Below are 19,305 nucleotides of genomic sequence, written 5' to 3'. Positions count from 1 at the left end.
ATAAAAACACGGGGCTTGTCTTTAATTTTAGCAGAAATTTAAAAGCAATCGTATGCTGCAGAAATGCTCATAAAAAGATTGTTTATTTGCCATCCCTCAACTCATTAGAATGAAATTATACAAGTTATTCCTTCAGTCGGCGCTATTTATTGCCTTTTTAACCCATAACACCGGTGTTAAGGCACAGAATGGCGATCAGATTTTAGATGGGGTTGGTGAAACAGCCATGAGTGCACGCTACAAATTTAACGGCGATGCTAAAGACTGGTCGCGCAATAACCTGCATGGCAAACTCTTTGGTAACGGAGCCAAATTTGTAAATGATAACCAGTTTGGGCCGGTTTTATCGCTTTCGGGCGAATCCAATACTTTTATTACCCTACCGGCAGCCGTATTAACCGATATGGAATCGATTAGTATCACCGGTTGGATTTATTTACGGTCTAACCAGCATGGGCAACGTTTTTTTGATTTTGGACAAGATGCAGCCAAACATTTTTCTGCCGCCCCAACAGGTGCCAACGCAAAGGATGGCTTTCAGGCCTTTATTACCACTAATAAGGGTGTTAAAGGCGCTAGCTCACCAACCGCTGTAGCGCTTAACCAGTGGGTAAACCTGGCCATTGTTGTGGATATTCCTTCTAAATCGATTACAACTTACATTAATGGCAAAATCGCTAACGAAACAAAAGATATTCCGCTCGATTTAACCACAGTATTCGGGCAAACATCAAAAGATAAAAACCTGCTTTACATCGGAAAATCGCTTTTGCCAACTGATCCTTATTTAAATGCTTTAATACACGATTTCAGAATTTACCGTGTGCCGCTGAGTTACAGACAGGTGGGTTACATTTACCGTAATGCCCTTAAAGGTGGCAGTGAAAGCACCGTAAATACAACAGCGAAAAAGGAAGACAATCTCCAGAAATTTTCGCCAGCTACACCCCAACTCTACAATACCTATTTAACCAGTGTGGCGGATGTGGCAGTGGCTACAACTGTTGGCAATTTACCCCGTTTGCCAGTCTACATTGAGGGAACTTATCGCAGTGGAAAAAGCGGACCAAAAGTACGGGTAATATGGCCTGCTCCTACAGATAATACAGCTGTTTTAAAAGCCGGACAATATGCCCTAACTGGTAAGGTACCCGGCACAAACTTAAAAGCAAATGTAGTTGTTACGGTTAAGGAAGCTGGCAAAGCTGTTTTGCCTGCTTTAAAGCTCGAATCTTTCCATTTAGATCAGGTTACCTTAAAAACGGATGTGGAAGGACATGGTACAAGTTTTACCAAAAACCGCGATAAGTTTATTGAAACACTGGCGAAAACTGATCCGAATTCCTTTCTGTACATGTTCAGGCATGCTTTTGGGCAAAAACAACCCGAACGTGCAAAGCCACTGGGCGTTTGGGATAGTGAAGACACCAAATTAAGAGGGCATGCCACTGGGCATTACCTTACAGCTATTGCCCAGGCTTACGCCGGCACCGGATATGATGCTGCGCTTCATGACAACTTCGCGAAAAAAATCGATTATATGGTAAATACCCTTTACGATTTATCGCAACTATCGGGAGCACCACAAAAAACAGGCGGCCAGTTTGTTGCTGACCCGGCAGCTGTACCGGCAGGCCCCGGAAAGGCAAGCTTTGATTCTGACCTGAGTGGAGCGGGGATCAGAACGGATTACTGGAACTGGGGCAAAGGATTTATCAGTGCTTACCCACCCGATCAATTTATAATGCTGGAGCAGGGCGCAAAATACGGTGGTCAGAAAAACCAGATTTGGGCTCCCTATTACACCCTGCACAAAATTCTGGCAGGTTTAATAGATGTGTACGAAGTAACCGGCAATAAAAAAGCACTCGAAATTGCCACCAACATGGGCGATTGGGTAAATGCGCGTTTGAGCAAACTGCCACAAGAAACGCTGATTAAAATGTGGAATACCTACATTGCCGGCGAGTACGGTGGCATGAACGAATCGATGGCCCATTTGTACCAGATTACCGGAAAGCCTGAATACCTTAAAACAGCGCAGCTGTTCGATAATGTTAAGGTCTTTTTTGGTGATACCGCACACATTCATGGATTAGCCAAAAACGTTGATATTTTCCGCGGCTTGCACGCCAACCAGCACATTCCCCAAATTGTGGGCAGCATCGAAATGTATCGTGCATCTAATAATCCTGAATATTACCAAATTGCAGATAACTTTTGGCATAAAATGATTAGCGATTACATGTACAGCATTGGTGGTGTTGCGGGTGCACGTAACCCTGCAAATGCTGAATGTTTTGTTGCCCAACCGGGTACTTTGTACGAAAACGGGTTCTCGGAAGGTGGCCAAAACGAAACCTGTGCCACCTACAACATGCTTAAATTAACCGGCGATCTTTTCCTTTTCGATCAGAGGGCCGAATTAATGGATTATTACGAACGTGCCTTATACAATGATATACTGGCATCGGTAGCCGAAAACAGTCCGGCAAACACTTACCATATTCCGCTAAGACCCGGATCGGTAAAACAATTCAGCAACGCAGATATGACGGGCTTTACGTGCTGCAATGGTACTGCGCTCGAAAGCAGCACCAAGCTACAGAACTCGATTTACTTTAAAGCTAAAGATGATAAAGCACTGTATGTAAACCTGTTTATCCCTTCTGTATTAGATTGGACTACACGTAAAGTAAAAATAACGCAAACCACCGATTTCCCGAGAGCAGACCATACGCGTCTCAGCATTCAGGGGAATGGAAAGTTTGATGTGAATGTACGGGTACCGGGTTGGGCTACCAAAGGTTTTTTAGTGAAGATAAATGGTGTGGCACAAAAACTTGAGGCTAAACCAGGCACTTACCTTAGCTTAAGCCGCAACTGGAAGGATGGCGATATTATTGAACTGAAAATGCCTTTTACCTTTCACCTTGATCCTGTAATGGATCAACAAAATATAGCCAGTTTATTTTACGGACCGGTATTGCTTGCTGCCCAGGAGCCTGAGGCAAGAAAAGACTGGCGCAAAGTAACCCTAGATGCCAATGATATCAGTAAATCAATAAAAGGTGATCCTGCTCAATTGCAATTCAACATTGACGGAGTAAACTTTAAACCGTTTTATAATACCTATGGCAGACATTCGGTTTATTTGGATGTTACTTTAAAGTAAAAACAGGAGGGTTATTGGTTCATTGGTGCCAATCCCTCTTAACATACATCTTGTTTGATAATTGGTTATTGAATATTGGTTATTAGCCAGTTGGTTTCCCTCAATTTATCTTAAATCCCGTTTGATTATTGGACATTGATTATTGGTTATTACTTCACCTACCATTACCTTTAAAATTGTTACATAGACCAGGAATGCGCAAAAACATAATTTCCATCGATTGAAATAAAATAAAACTTACTTACAAACTATTAGAATGTGACTCGTTTAGTCTTCTATCATCAATTTCAGTAGTGTTTTTACTATATTCAACGCCATAACCAACATATAATATGAGCGATAGTAATTATTCCAGAAGAAAGTTTTTAACACAAGCCTTACTGGCTTCGGCCGCGGTGGCTGCGCCAGGTTTTCTATTTGCCAAGGGTCAACCTATACCGCGTTTTGCAGCAGGTGAAAAAGTAAACCTGGCTTGTATCGGCATTGGAAACCGCGGTGGCGAAATTATTCGTGAACTTTACAACACCGGATTAGCCAATATTGTTGCTTTATGCGATGTAGATATGGAAGCGCCACACACGCTGCCTATCTTAAAAATGTTCCCAAATGTGCCCCGTTTTAAAGATTTCAGACAGATGTTCGATAAAATGGGCAACCAGATTGAAGCTGTTTCTATAGGTACGCCCGATTTTTCACATTTCCCGATTACCATGATGGCCATAGGTTTGGGTAAGCACGTATATGTTGAAAAACCAATGGCCCGCACTTTCAACGAAGTTGAATTAATGATGAAGGCTGCAAAGAAAAACCGGAAAGTGGTAACTCAAATGGGTAACCAGGGGCATTCTGAAGCTAATTATTTCCAATATAAAGCCTGGGTAGATGCCGGGATTATTAAAGATGTTACCGCCATTACCGCCCACATGAATTCTCCGCGGCGCTGGCATGGCTGGAATCCCAAAATCACCTCATTCCCGCCGGCAGAAACTCCACCGTCAACACTCGACTGGAATATCTGGCAAATGCAAACCCAGGGACATGAGTATAACAAAGATTTTGTAAATGGCCAATGGCGCTGCTGGTTTGATTTTGGTATGGGCGCTTTGGGCGATTGGGGTGCACATATCCTCGATACTTCGCACCAGTTCCTCGATCTGGGCTTGCCTTACGAAGTAGACCCGGTTAAATTAGAAGGGCACAATAACTTCTTTTACCCGATGTCTTCTACCCTATCATTCAAGTTTCCTAAACGCGGCAGTATGCCACCTGTCGAAATTAAATGGTATGATGGTATCGATAATCTTCCGCCAATACCAGCAGGTTACGGTGTACAAGGGCTCGACCCGAATATCCCGCCACCGAGCAACGGCGCAGCTACCACAGCTAAACTAAACCCAGGCAAGATTATTTATGGCAAAGATTTAACTTTTAAAGGAGGTTCGCATGGTAGCACCTTGTCTATTATACCTGAAGAAAAGGCTAAAGCAATGGCTTCCAGCTTACCGGTTGTACCACCAAGTCCGTCAAACCACTTTGCCAATTTCCTAAAGGCCTGCAAAGGTGAAGAGAAAACACGCTCGTCTTTTGATATTGCTGGTCCGTTAAGTCAGGTATTTTGCCTGGGCGTACTTGCCCAATGGACAGGTGAGAAAATTGTGTTCGATAGAAAAAAGAAAATAATTACCAGTAGTAAAAATGCAAACGAATTGCTAATTGGCCCACCGCCACGCCAGGGATGGGAACAGTATTACAAAGTATAATTGCTATGCATTAAAAATAGAAAAGCCTTTAAATCTTGCGATTTAAAGGCTTTTCTATTTGGTTTATCTAATCAGAAACCATGTACTTCACTGTTATAAACCTGCAATGGTCATTTCATTCAATCGCTTATTGTAAACTTTGAGCCCTGAAACCAGACCATAGCTGCCTTTATTTGCATCGCCAATATAATTTAAAGGAAATACCAGGGTTTGCATGCGGCTTATTTTACCTTCGGTATTGGTAAAGCTGATTTTTTTACCTTCCATTTTTTGAATCAGCTTTCCGTCTACATAAATCCATGTACCTTTTTCATTTCCTGTAATGACAAGCTTATAAGTTTTATCAGCAGCAAAAGTGAAATCGAAAACATCGGTATAATTCTCGCGGCTAAAACCCAATTTTAAACCATCCTGATTAAGTAGGTAAACATTTGCATTTTCAGATTTAAACAAGGAAACACTATCCGGACTTGCCGCTGGCGTGTGCAAAGTGAAGGCAACACTATAGGGGTAGCCAATTTCTTGTAAAGGCAACTGAAAGGGTTTAGCCTGTTTTGTGGCCAATGAATTCTGATAAACCAGTGAATCTGCCCCATTAGCACGAACAATACCACGCATATTTAGGCCTGGCCCTTCGCTTATACTTGTTGCATTTTTAGTAAAGTTAGCCCAGTTGGATTGATCGGTTTTACCCGTCCACATTTTCTCTGCCAGGACCTGCATGGCAGGAAAAACCCTTTGGTGTACATCTTTCATGGTAATTCCGTTTCCTACATGGTCGTTCCATACGGCAAACATACCACCTCTGATTTTCGGATGCCCCATTGGAAAGACTACATTTCCAATCTGATTAGGCTCCCAGCTATCATAAAGCCGTTTAACATTCAAAAAATCGTAATAATACCCAGCAGCCGGTACAATATAAAGCCATCCATCTGGTGTACTGATCTGATCGTAACCCAGGCGAACCATTTCTTTAGGTTCTGCATAACCATTGTACCAGGCATTCATAGTAACATCATCGGCAGTTACAGGTGTTGTACCCTGGGCATGGGTTAAAGCGCCCCATAACCGTACTCTCTTGCCAAAACCTTTTACATAGCGGATGTAATGATCTGTAAACTCCCTGAAGCGCTCAGATTCCTTTTTAGCATATTCATCGGTACCAATATGCACTTCAGCACCTACAAAAACAGGCTCTTTTCCGCTGATGTATTCTTTAAAGACATTGTCGATAACTTCGTAAGTTTTAGGGTTATTGATATCCAAATGGTCCATACCGTAGGCTTTACTGCCTATTTCAGGAAATACTTTGGTAAAAGCCAGCGAGTGGGCAGGCACATCAATTTCGGGTATAATGCGGATCCCGTACAATTGTGCCGTTTTCTGCAACTCCCTGAAATCGGCTTTGGTATAATAGCCATCCTTAGCCGTTAATGCAGGATAAGTGCTGCTTTCCAATCGAAATGCCGAATAGGTTTTACTCCAATCGCCTCCAAAAAACTGCTTAAAGCCATTGTCATTCAAATGAATATGAAAATCGCCCATTTTATAATAGGCCATCATTTTCACGTAATGTTTCAGGAAATCGAGCGTAAAAAATTTACGTCCTACATCGAGTACAAAACCCCTTACTTCGTATTTAGGGTAGTCGTGCGTTACTCCTTTAACAATCTGGCTATGCGCAGGATCTTGTTCCAACAATTGTAAAATGGTTCGGGTAGCCCAAAATGCGCCTTTATAGTATGGGGCATTAATTTGAAGGGTTTGATCGATATTAAGCGCATAACCCTCTTCTCCTAAATTTTGCTGTGTTGAATTGATATTGAGGACAATATCTCCAGTTTTTGCCTTACCACTGGCAATACTTAAGGCGCTAAAGCCTGTTAATTGCTTCAGATCTTTCAGCAAAATTTCTGCAGCTGGTGTTAACAGCTTTTTAGCCTTTGAACTAATGATTATCCTGCTGTTTGCCTGTAATTTAAAATGTCCGCTACCACCTTTCCACTCCTGTAATGTAGGAATAACGAAAGGTTGTGGATTTACACCGGTTTGTGGGCGGTATTTCCCGGTTACTTTAACAGTTTGGGGAAATTCGTAAGCACGGTTATTTTGGGTATTCCTTAATCTCAATACCAACTGAACTTCGCAATCAGTTAAGGGCTGATAAATTTTTCCTTTTAAATCTATTACAGGTTTTCTGCTCGAACCATAGAGCGAAAGTGCATAGCCTGAAGCCGGTTTCGGCAGCACCAACTGGCGGGTACCCGGTGCCACTTCATCGGTAACCGATAAACCTGAAATTACAGCTTTAAATGCTGTAGTATCGGCAGCGGTTAGTTTTGCTTCTTCCTGTGCATGTACCCCTGTACCAATAAATAGTGCGCAAAGCAGCGCTCCCGTTATTTTTACTACGCTGTACTTGTTTTGATTTGTTTTTAATTCCATAAATATGTTATAAGGCAGAAAGTTTGCTATTGGTTACCCCTTCAATTACAAACCAGGTATAGCTTTCGGGTGCGATGGTGAATGTGAGGTCGACGGTATAATCTCTGTTTAATTTATAGTTTTTAAAGCTACCTTCTTTTTCTTTAACCCTGGCAATATCGGTTAAGCCCGTATAATACAGGGGCACCTTAATGGTTCTAACTATTTTTTCTTTTGTTGGATTGTACAGCATCATCAAACCTTTTTCTTTCTGATCGGGGTTAACATGTAAAATGCCATCCCAATCTCGGCCATCTGCGCGGCGTAAATGGATCACATCCGAATTGAGGACATTCCGGTATTTTTTGTACCAGTTAATTACGTTTACAACCGTTTGTTTGGTTTCTTCTGTATCGTACAAACGTGGACCACGGTAACAAGCCTGCACGCCGGCGCCATAATATTGCATCATTAATTGCTCGTAATCTTTTAAATGATCGGCCAATGGTTCTAATGTTGCAGCACTACCACCACCTTGGTATTGGGTTAGCGGTACAAAGCCCCAACCCATTGAAGGCGTTTTTATCCAGGTTGCATCGTAAATATTCTGGCGGTTAAGCACTTTCTGATGGTCTCTTGGCAACGAAAAATTCACCTCTCTGTAGCCCAGGGCAATTTTATGGGTACCATCTAAAAAGTACCAGTCGGGTGCATTAATGTAAACACCCTTTTCGTTAAGCCAGGTATATAATTCTTTCTGAATTTCCATTTGTTTCCATTGCGAATCATCTAAACCAGTATGCCCCGGGTGAGTGGTTGAGGCACAAACATCGCCTGGATAAGGCCCGTCATTTTCCCAGATATCGAAACCGGTTTGGGTATAGAAATTCTTGATGTTATCGCGGTACCAAAGCCCCCATTTGCTACCAAAACAGGGCGCATGACCAAAAAATGCACCACCAGGCTTACCTGTTTTAGGGTCAACTACATCGTTATCGGGACTAATACTACGTGAGCTGAATAAAGAATAACCACCAATCTTAATATTTTTACTATGGGCATAATCGGCAAGTGTTTTCCATCTTTTAAGGTTTACCTGCGAGGTATCTTCCATATTTAAATTACTGCCAAAACTAATAATCAGCGCTTCGTAACCTGTGGCTGCACATTGATCGATGGCGGTACGCACCTGGTTTTCATTCCTGGCCACCAAATGCATAAATATCGGATTGGCCGAGGTCCATGGTGCTATGGTACGGTACATTTTTCGAACAGCCAGGCCGCGACTTTCCCTGTCGTCTTTGTTCATCAGCAGTTCGTGTGTGCGAACCGAGTTAAGGGTTGCTCCTGCCTTTAATTCAAGTCCTTTGGCTTTTTCGGGATAAATTTCTAAAAGCACAGGGGTTTGGTAACGGTAATGCACCTGAGAGGTATAGGTTGAATCAGGTTTCCAGTGCGTGGTTTGATCACTGTTGGCATAGTTCATGGAGTTATTAAATGCGTAATTGGTTTCAAAATAAATTCCGCTGGGTTTCTTCATGATTTCGAAACTCCCTTCTACCGAACTCTCTTCTTCTACCATGCCTAAAACCTCGTTCACCACCTGATCGATTTTAAACTGCTTGCTTCCTTTATTCTCTACTTTTAACGATTTCACCATTAAAGGAATGCCATCGTAAATTTCGTAAACCACATTCACTTCCAAGCCGTTAAGCTCTTCAGCCTGTGGCCTGTATAAAAACGAAACGGTTTTGCCTGTTGCCGGTTTACCAGCCAGCGCCCAAAAGCGGTTACTGCTCCATTTTATGTGGGGTGTAATGGGCTTAACATCGTAAGCTACGTATTTAAAATCGGTTGTACCGGCTTTAAATCCATCAACCCACTCAGGTAGTAAATAGGCTTTTTCTGTTTGGCCGGTAAGTCCGCCTATGTTATAGGTTTTACCGTTAATGGTTAAGCGGGCTTCTTCTCTTACCGATCGCAACAATTGCTGCCCGGTGCTTAAATTGGTATAATCAATACATGCCAGATTGGGCGAAAGCCTGAATACGCGTTTTAAAAGTCCGTTTTGTAAAACAATATCTTTCCCATCGGCACTTTTGGTAACCTGGGCTTTTGCCATAACTGGCTTAATTAGCCAATCCTGAACGGGGATAGTTTGCGTAAATGCCCTGGGCGTAACGCAAAAAATCAGGGGCGTAAGTAATAGAACCTGTAATTTTCTAAGTTTCATTGTGTTTGGTTGTTTACTATTTGTTTAGTATGTCTAAAATATAAAAGATAAATAACTATTTAGTAAGCTTGTTTTTAACAGCTTAAAATAAGATGATGAATGTTTATTATTATTTTCGATAAAAGGTTTATTCCAAATATATCAGGACGGGAGAACTTGATAGCATCCTGATTCTCCGAGACATAGTAAGCCAAATTGTACGGTGCGCGGTCATAATTTTTAAAAAGCACCTCATAGAAAACAGCAACATGTATTTCATTTTGGCTCGTAATCATTGTAAAATATTTGGTTGGTCAAATAGCGTTTTTTTATTTGTTTGAATGTTTAATTATTTCATCAAATCATTGAGCGATATTAGCATAGATGGCTAGAATTTTAGTTTCTTTTAAAACACAGCGTTTACCAGCAAATGGTGCATTAAGCTAAAAGCATTTAAATGAGATGTAATTGCCTGCTTATTAAAAGGTCAAATTAAATATTTTCGTCGCGATAAAAGTTGGTATAAATTGCTCAATACCGATGCTTTTTTTGCCACAGAAGGTGATTTTAATAGCCGCTAAGCCATTTTTTGGACAAACGTTGCCTTGCTCAAAAATGAAGTTACTTTGAACCTGGGACGAATTTGATAAAATTGATTTTTTAAGAAAATACCTGTTCGTACTTTCGCAGTTTTTATTACATCAGAGTAGCTAGTGCCTGCATACCTGACTGTAACGAGCTGAGTTTGGTTTGCGCTTCATTCAATATTCTTGTAGCCTCGCTTAACTGCAGTGCAGCAGCCGTTTTTGATTTATAAAAATGCTTAACTTTCTTATTCGTATTGTCATACTCCAGGCGCAAAAGCTCGCTTAGTGAAGCTTGCTCATTGTTTTCGCCTACATGGTTGATTAATTTTTTTAGTACAGATACCTGGTGCGTCACTAACTTTAGTATGGATTCGGCCTCCATTTCTGTTTTTTGTGCCGCAATAGTGCTCTGAATGGCGATCAAAACCAAGGCTACCGCACTATTTGCATCTTTACCGGCCGTACCAGTCAGGCTTACCAAATCATCGGATATTAACGGATTGACAGCTTTTTTACGCGCTATCAGATTAATGAGTTTTTCAAGCAGACTAGAAGTAAAAATAAGTTTATCCTGTACGGTACATATGCTGCGAAATAAAGCATTGAACTGCGTATTGGCCTGTGATATTTCATCAAACGCGACCTCAGCATTATTTTTTAGTTCAGCAACAACCTGCTCCAATTGCCCGAGCACAATATTATCATCTTTAGCAAGGGCATTCTTATTTGTCCAGCTATCAAGCGATAGCTGCAAATCATTGTTTTTACTTGTCAATGAATTAACCGTGTGCTCACTTATATTTACTAATTGCTGAGTCTGCGCTATCTGAAACTTGAACCTGTCGATGTTAAAATTGCTATTTTTAGCTACTTTTTCATTTTTAGGAATTGCGTAAGCATCCGATTTATTGCTCAAAGTAAATGCCTGAGATGGTGCCGACAGATAATCACTAAAAGAAATGATTTTTTTCTTATAAGCGGAGTCAAAAATCGCCATCACAAAAACCACGTAGGCTACTCCCGCAATAATCAGATCGTTATCAGCATCTTTTAAACCTTTGATATCGTTAACCAAAACTTCAACCAGTTTAGTTAATTGTTCTTTTTTTAGGGCTGGCACCTCAATTAAAGGCTCATTCTCTGCTAAAAGCATTTGGGCATTTAATTCAGAAAAATTTTGTTTGTTACTGTCTTTAACTACAATAACATAGTAACGCTCTACGGGATAGTATGGCATCCCAATGGGCTTTTCAATATCGAAAGGACTTGTAATCGGATTAAACTTAACTTTAAAGCTAAGTGCGTGCTCTCCGTTGCTTACCTTAAGATCAAGATTGAGTTTACTATTGATGAGTTTATAGACAGACCTGGCAGCAGCATGCGCTGTAGTTGCAATTTCCAGCCTTCCCTCATTTTCTTTTTCAACAGCTATTGCATCGGTAAGCGAATTGCTTGTTTTAAGGATATCGGCAAATGAACTATCTAAATTCGCATTTGAATTATTTAAAACACCCTCTATCAGTCGCTTAACTGTAGCTGCCTTTTCTAATACTGAAGATGAAGAAACCTCCGCTATTAACATAGCCGCTTCCATTGCAGTTTGCGAAGCATGTTCAGCATCAGCCGCTACCTCGTTCATTAATGTGTAAACTTCTTTTACTACTAAAAAGATATCAGTGCCATAGTCGGCAGCATTTACTAGGCTAAAAACACTTCCCATATCGCTTGCCAAACGTACAATAGCATTGGTAGAAACCTGAATATTAGCTGCAGCTTGTGCTGTACCGAATACAGATTGTATTACATATTGGTTAGCCTGGCCTACAACATTTACCAGAGTATTGCAGATTTCCATCACTTTCAATACCTGAAAGTGCATAGAAGTTTTTGCCGCTAAATACTTATTTGCTGCTTCGAGTCTTTCTTCTGCCGCAATAGCAGCAAATTTAGCTTCCTGAAAAGTAAATTGCACAGTGCTTTCCTCCAAGCTAAGTTCTTTTTCTTTAGCATTCAGGTTTTGCAGTGTGGCCAGGACTGTGGCATGTAAATTATCACTATAAGTATTCATGGCAGGTTGTTTTACAATTGAGTATAAAATTACCGGTATTATTTTTTCCAGTACAAGGTAAGCCTGATGCGTTGGGTTGATGCGCAAAAGATCATATTCAGGTTGGCATGAACCTCTTCACTCTCCCAAAGCGTATCCTGGTTAAGGTATTTAGTTCCTTCATCATTAAGGAATTTAGGCTGCTCATCAGCCTTACCAAATTGCTTAATAAGTTGTTTTCTAATTCTAAGATACTCTTTGCTGTAGTTTTCAAGTTTCGCACTTTCCGTTTTGCGGTTTGCTAACATCTGATTCAAATTGGCATAGCGCTCAACCTCCCAATCATAGGATATAAGCGTTGAAAGCGTTAATTTCATGGTCTCAATTTAGCACATTATTCTCATATTGAAAATAGATGGATTTGGTTAAGCAGCAATTAATTTTTCATCATTTAACTACAATTACTGAACATAGACCTCTAAAATCGGAAGCACAGACTTAATGCCTAATCTTAATTCTCCAACCACCTTCGAGAAAGCGGCAACATCGGAACAAGGGATATTTTGGAGTTTCCCACTCATCCAGGCCAGGTTTTCAAGGCCAGCAGAGCTCGACATGCCGTAAAGTCTGTGTGCCAGAGAAATCACTATCTCACAATCTTCGGGTCCAATTTCACGGTCTAACTCTTTGAGGGCCGTATGCAGCTGATCAATGGTTATCCCAATAATCTTACGCAGCTTTACACTATCGCCCTTAAAATATAAATCAAGTTTACTGATATTAAAATGAGGCCTGTTTATGTTCTCTTCATCAGCTTCATCGGAAACGGGATCGGCCGGCCGTACCAGCCATTTATCGAGTATAGTGGCTATATGTTCTTCTAAAACAGGTTTGGTTATAAAATCGTCCATGCCTGCTGCGATACTTTTCTCTCTTTCGCCCATCACATTTGCGGCAGTTAAGGCAATAATTGGTACTCTTGTATCAACCTCTTGCGACCTTATTTTACGTGCACATTCATATCCATTCATTTCTGGCATTTGAATATCCATAAAAATCAGATCAAATGTTTGATGTTGACAGAACTCCGCACCCAAAACTCCGTTTTCTGCTTCAATTACCATGCTTCCTGGACATAATTCTTCTAACAGAGAACGTGTGAGGAACCTGTTTACGGCGTTATCCTCAACAATCAAAAATCTGTAAATCAGGTTTTCCCTTTGAGTGGTTGATGCAACATACTGCCGATTCTGATAAGCCACTTCCCTTGTTCTGATCCTTGTCAGGGCCAGATAAAGGTCGTTCATTTTGATCGGTTTAAGCAACCTGTTATCAATATGAAGATCATTACAGGCCTTGATTATCTTTCCATCATCTGATGAGCTATGTAAGAGGATCAGCGGAATCTCTCCAGCATCTGAAGAGAAGTTTTCCCTGATTTTGGCTGCAGTTTCCAGTCCATCCATATACTGCATGTGGTAGTCGAGCAATACAGCATCGTAAGTTTCGCCTGCTGCCAGCAATTGAAGTGCCTCAAAACCATTTTTAGCATGATCGGAGTCGATATTTTTCAGGGCGAGCATATCTGTTAATATATCCCTGTTGTTATCGTTATCATCAACAATCAGCACCTTACTGATACTCTCCATACCCATCCATTCAATCAGGCCACCTTGTTCTGCGCGTAGGTTTACATCGAAATAGAAGGTACTTCCCACACCCGGCTCGCTCTCCAGATTAAGTCGGCTATCCATCATATTTAATAGCTTATTAGAGATGGTTAAGCCCAGACCTGTGCCCCCGTATTTCTTTGTAGTTGATGAATCTTCCTGTGAAAAAGCCTCGAAGATTTTCGCCTGTTTGGTCTTTGCAATTCCAATACCGGTATCGCGCACGGAGAACCTGAACCAATGGTTATTATCTTCGCTTTTCAGCGATTCTATTTTAAGCTCAATTTCACCTTCTTTTGTAAATTTTGCGGCGTTTCCCAGCAAATTGATCAATACCTGTTTCAAGCGTATGGCATCTGCCCAAATGAACCTTGGCAAATCCGGGTGAAGATTCAACAGCATCTCCAGGTTTTTAGTGTGAATCTGATAATTGGTGATATCACTTGCCTGCCAGGCCAGTTCATAAAGATCGCACCTGTCTACATCGAGTTCAAACTTGCCAGCCTCAATTTTTGAAAAATCAAGTATGTCGTTAATAATTCCCAATAAGGCATTGGCCGACTGATGTACAATTTTAAGGTACTGCTGCTGGGTACCATTTAGCTGTGTTTTCAATACCAGATCGGTAAAGCCGATTACACCATTAAGAGGCGTTCGGATCTCATGGCTCATATTCGCCAGGAATTCGGATTTTGCAAAATTGGCAATATCAGCACGCAACCGCGCCGCGGTCAGTTCCTGGCGGTGCTGCACAGCTGCAGAGATATCGTGCGTAAAAATCATCATTCCGCCAATAGATTTATCGGCTTTGTACCAGGGGGTCATCTCCCAGGCAATGTGCTGTGAGTCGTTACTTACCGGATCAATGTAAATGTCTTCATCTTTTTTGATCGTTCTCCCTTTTAAAACCTCCTGATGTACGTCTTTTCGCTCCTGAGACAATTCTGGAAATACCTCGTAATAAGAGTAGCCTTTAATATTGCCTTCAATGCTGGTGTAAGCTTTTATCCATGTCCGGCTCGCAATCAAAAACTGCATATTATTATCAACCATGGCTACTGATGCTGGCGCATTCTCAATAAAGGCAAGTAATAATGCTTTTTCCAGTGCTAACTCCTGTTGGATTGCTTCTTTATGCGTAATATCGACAGATATTCCCAAATACCCTATCGTATTGCCGTTATTGCCTTTTATAGAAGTAATGGATAATGATACCCTTACCCTTTTAGCATCTTTTGTAATAAAAGTAAAAATCCTTTCCCTTTCAGGACTATCTGCACACTGTGCGTAAAAACCGAATCCGGTTACTTCATTGTTAGTAGCGGAGCTAAAATCGGCACAAATCTCCGAAACCTCCTGCTCATCGTGGAACATGACGGGCGTTTGTTTTCCCACCATTTCTTCGGCTGTATATCCCAGCATCCGTTCAGAGCCTTCATTAAATACGGTAATTATCCCCTCCAGATCGGTTGCAATAATACTCACACCGGTAGCCGCTGAGAGTACTTCATCCAACAGCTTTTTAGATTCTATAACGGCAAGTTGTGCACGTTTCTGTTCATCAATATCCTGCATGGTACCATATATCCTTACGGGAACACCGTTTACCATTTCAGCTTTGCCAATAGCCCTTACCCAGATATCACAGCCATTAAAATCGGTGATCTGAAGTTCCTGATCGTATTCCTTTCCGCCGTGCAGGCATTCATCAATAGCGTGCAATATCCTGTCTCTGTTTGGACCAGGCTGATAAAAAGCAATAGCATTGTCTACTGTGGGGATAAAGTCCTCAGGTACGCCATGAATTTCGCGGGTTATTTTTGACCAATGGAGCTGTTGATCCTTAACGTTCAGCTCCCAACCGCCAATTCTTGCCAAACCGCTGGTTTCTTCGAGCAAATCTCTGATATGAATCAGATCGGCTTCCAGTTTTTTCTGGTCAGTAATATCTACCGCATTCCCAACAATATAAGGTTCGCCCTGAAGGTCTTTTTGCAGTATATTCGAATAAAGCCATAAGCGCTCCTCACCCGATTTACGCTTAATGATCATATACCCCGTTGAATGGCCCGCTCAATTATATCTTGCAGGTACTGGCGTAAATTTGGGTGCCTTTCGGCTGGAATGATATCGAAAAGACTTTTTTTAATTAATTCTGACCTCCGGTAGCCTAGCGACCTGGCTCCGGCAGGATTTAGCGAGATCAGGTTTCCTTCTATATCATGTGTACACATTAGTCCCTGAGAACTTTCAAAAAATGCCTTTAATTTCTGTTCGCTTACTCTTAAGGCATGGTTCTTTTCCATCTCAGCAGTTACATCCCTACCAATTGCGAATATAACTCCATCCCTTTCTTCAGCTGTGGCCGTCCACTCAATCATCCTAAATCCTCCATCCTTTATGGCTATCTGATGAGTAGGGTCTTCCTGCTGAGCATGGTTTTTAAAATTTTCCCAGATTCTGTCGGCTTGCTCAATTCCATCTGCCGGAACAATATCAAGCAAGGTTTTCTGTTTTAACTCCTGCTCTGTCCAGCCCAGTTTAGTGTTGAAGCTGCTGTTCATCCGCTTAAATCTTAAATCTTTATCCAGGATACAGATAAGATCGTCGGAATGTTCGAAGAGTAGGCCTATGTTTTTATCTTCAGCCTTTTTTACCCTTTCCTGAATGAGGGAACTGATTTCTTCGACCAGTAGCGAAAGTAGTTTTTGCTGGGTTGTTGTGATTTTTTGGGGCACCGTATCCATCACAGATAATGATCCCAGAACGACACCATTATTATCTGTTAGCGGGTAAGCTGCGTAAAACCTTATTTTTTCTCCACTACCTATCTCTGGGTGCTCCTTAAAACGTTCATCATTGAACATATCTGCGGTGATAAAAATCTCGGCCGAAGCCAAAGAATAGGTGCTCAATGGCAAAACAGCAGACAGCTCTTTAACACTAAGGCCCTTAACTGCTTTACACCATAGCTTAGTGCCATCCGAAAAGGAAATCAGCGAAATTTTGCTATTACAGATCAAAGCAGCCATCTCGGTAATCCTATCAAAATCATTTTCCCTGTCCTTCCCTATTATTTCATAACTGTAGGATTTCCTTAAACGTGCGGTTAGATCTTCTTGCATTCCAATAATGTTTTGTTCAATGGCTGTAAATCAGCTGAGCTAATCTACTTTTCCAGTCAGAGGCAAACTGTACCAACGCATTTGCGGGTGCTAGTGCCCCCAGGGTTTATAAATGGTGGTTACTGCTTAAAGATGAGAAAAAAATAGCAGGTATACCATATTCGATTTCCTTTTTACAGGCCAATTTTAACTTTTTTGCTATCGGATAGTTGATCGTCATTTCTGTTCACATCATGCAATGCTTTTCGGTTATACATTTTCCTTCTGAAATAGTGCCGGTATGGTTTTTAAAATAAGCCTGATATCGTTCCAGAAACTTTGTTTTAATGCATAGGTATTATCGAGTATTAGCCTTTCTTCCTCGCTCATTTCTCCCCTGCCGCGTTTTTCGACCTGCCATAAGCCCGTTATTCCGGCCGGGGCAGCAAACCTCAGCACATACTTGTCTGTAGTTAGTTTCTCGGCTTCATAAATAGGCAATGGTCTGTTGCCCACTATACTCATGTCGCCCTTTATTACGTTCCAAAGTTGTGGCAACTCATCTATACTCGTATTGCGGATAAAATTACCAACCCGGGTTACCCTCGGATCGTTAGCGATTTTAAAAAACGCTGATCCGCTTTTTTGAGCGCTCAAATACACATCATCTTTCTCACACCACTGGGCTCCATCTCCATAAACCGGATATTGGCATTTCCCTAATGCTGTACAGGAGCTGCAGAGTGCAACATCTGCTTTGCGTACTTCTTTTTTTTCCTGATCAACATCGTACTGATTCAAATGTTTCAGGTCTTTAACTTTTTGGTCAGCATTAACATACATTGACCTGAATTTATAAAAACGAAATACTTTAAACCCTGTTCCACTCCTTAATGAATAATAGAATACAGGTCCTTTAGATTCTATCCATATTGAAATGGCTACCAGTAACAATAAAGGGAACAGTAAAACCAGGGCTAATCCGGCAAAAAACACATCAAACAGTCGCTTGGCAAATCCAATATGATAAACCGGCCTGCTGGCTATTTTTACTTCACGGTTAAGTGAAGCCCAGTTATTGACCAGGAATACAAGTCGTTTTTCAAGGCGTTCTTTTTCAATGGGCAATCTGAAAACATCAGAAACGCCAGCCGTTAAGGCCAATATCCTCAAATTAGGATTAAAGTACCTTACAACTAGAAAAAAAGGGATTGCAGGCATCTGCCTTTTTTTTAGCGTTTCGAGCAAAGAAAGCCCCCCGTTCGACAGAATTTCGCTATTGGAAATAACAGCTGCAATATTGAGCTGCTTTTCTGTCCATTCGTGTACAAGCCTTAATCCATTTTCAAAACGGGCGATTTGCATGTCGCCAAAATTACAGGCATCGAAATCAACGTGCGAAAAATCAGTTTCAACCCCCACCAGGGCAATGATTGGTTTATTTGTCAGATCGGGCCTTCCAACATTCTCCATTACGAAAGATTTTTACCTGCGCGTCTTAATACCATTTTTATCCTCGCTTCAAGCTCAGCCGGATTAAAAGGCTTAATTACAAAGTCATCTGCCCCTGCATCAAGACACTTAATCCGTTTATCGGAACTTTCCTCACCCGATAGGATCATAATCGGTAGCGAATGAAAAAAATCACTCACTTTTAGCTGTTCAATTAATTCCAGCCCATTCATATTCGGCGTATTCAGGTCGGATATAATCAGGTCGGGAATATTTCCACTTTGCAAAAAAGTTAATGCACTCAATCCGTCGGGTCTTATATCTATCTGGTAGTTGGCTGTGAGGATCTCCTCAAGTATTGCTTGCATAAACTCGTCATCCTCAACAAGGAGTAAACGAGTTTTGGGGTTGTTGGTTTGGGTCATGATAGGGACTTATTGCAACGGATTGATTTTCAATAAAACCGGTTTAGAAAAGACAAGTAGTTAAACAATTCTAGACGAAAACGGTTTTCTCTACTATCACTATTGCCAGTTTTACATTCAAAACTAAAAACTGAAATTTAAATAACAGTAGTCTGTATTTGATGATATCAATGTCGTTGTACAATTATAAAAAAAAATCACATTAATCCCTATTATTTTCCCTAACGTTGAAAGAATAAATAACACGCTGTGAACGAGCAATATATTTTATAAAAGCGAATAAAATTCCTGTATCAGAAAGCAGTTAACTCCTGTACGGATAGCCTTACCATGGCGTAGCCGGGTTATTAACCACAAGAATCGGGCTTTTGGATACGAAATTCGTTCGGGTTCTGTATTAGCGGATTATTTTTTTATAAATTTAGCCAGTTATAAAATCTATCTTG

Annotated in this window: 10 protein-coding genes; 2 read left to right on the top strand and 8 right to left on the bottom strand. The window is 41.1% G+C overall.

Annotated features, from left to right (window positions below):
- The first annotated feature begins 109 nt into the window (after window positions 1–109).
- Both G7074_RS21125 and G7074_RS21120 read left to right on the top strand, forming a co-directional pair.
- Window positions 110–3,175, top strand: coding sequence for a beta-L-arabinofuranosidase domain-containing protein (locus G7074_RS21125; protein ID WP_124559180.1), 3,066 nt, complete (start codon window positions 110–112; stop codon window positions 3,173–3,175).
- A gap of 332 nt (window positions 3,176–3,507) precedes the next feature.
- Window positions 3,508–4,935, top strand: a complete 1,428-nt coding sequence (locus tag G7074_RS21120) for a Gfo/Idh/MocA family protein (protein WP_124559181.1) — start codon at window positions 3,508–3,510, stop codon at window positions 4,933–4,935.
- Window positions 4,936–5,028: 93 nt separating this feature from the next.
- Here G7074_RS21120 and G7074_RS21115 read toward each other — a convergent pair whose 3' ends face one another.
- From G7074_RS21115 to G7074_RS21080, 8 genes are all read right to left on the bottom strand, one after another.
- Window positions 5,029–7,383 (bottom strand): family 20 glycosylhydrolase, encoded by a 2,355-nt coding sequence (locus G7074_RS21115; RefSeq protein WP_166211173.1) that lies wholly within the window; start codon window positions 7,381–7,383, stop codon window positions 5,029–5,031.
- A gap of 7 nt (window positions 7,384–7,390) precedes the next feature.
- Complete coding sequence (locus tag G7074_RS21110) at window positions 7,391–9,595, bottom strand: alpha-galactosidase (protein ID WP_205944099.1); 2,205 nt, start codon at window positions 9,593–9,595, stop codon at window positions 7,391–7,393.
- A gap of 675 nt (window positions 9,596–10,270) precedes the next feature.
- On the bottom strand, window positions 10,271–12,229 hold the full coding sequence (locus G7074_RS21105; protein WP_166211170.1) for a hypothetical protein: 1,959 nt from the start codon (window positions 12,227–12,229) through the stop codon (window positions 10,271–10,273).
- Window positions 12,230–12,267: 38 nt separating this feature from the next.
- On the bottom strand, window positions 12,268–12,585 hold the full coding sequence (locus tag G7074_RS21100) for a hypothetical protein (protein ID WP_166211168.1): 318 nt from the start codon (window positions 12,583–12,585) through the stop codon (window positions 12,268–12,270).
- An 84-nt stretch (window positions 12,586–12,669) separates the two neighbouring features.
- A complete protein-coding gene (locus G7074_RS21095) occupies window positions 12,670–15,930 on the bottom strand; it encodes a response regulator (RefSeq protein WP_166211165.1) in 3,261 nt (1,086 codons plus the stop codon).
- Entirely contained in the window at window positions 15,927–17,003 is a 1,077-nt protein-coding gene (locus G7074_RS21090) for a PAS domain S-box protein (protein WP_166211162.1), read from the bottom strand. The genes G7074_RS21095 and G7074_RS21090 overlap by 4 nt, the downstream gene beginning before the upstream one ends.
- Window positions 17,004–17,252: 249 nt before the next feature.
- Window positions 17,253–18,455: a sugar transferase gene (locus G7074_RS21085; RefSeq protein WP_205944098.1), complete on the bottom strand. Its 1,203-nt coding sequence runs from the start codon at window positions 18,453–18,455 to the stop codon at window positions 17,253–17,255.
- Complete coding sequence (locus G7074_RS21080) at window positions 18,455–18,859, bottom strand: response regulator transcription factor (protein WP_175634355.1); 405 nt, start codon at window positions 18,857–18,859, stop codon at window positions 18,455–18,457. Before G7074_RS21080 ends, G7074_RS21085 begins: the two co-directional genes overlap by 1 nt.
- Window positions 18,860–19,305: the final 446 nt, after the last annotated feature.

The sequence above is a fragment of the Pedobacter sp. HDW13 genome, from assembly GCF_011303555.1.
Taxonomy (GTDB): domain Bacteria; phylum Bacteroidota; class Bacteroidia; order Sphingobacteriales; family Sphingobacteriaceae; genus Pedobacter.
Note: the sequence above shows the minus strand (reverse complement) of the source record. Positions and strands in the feature narration are given on the sequence as shown.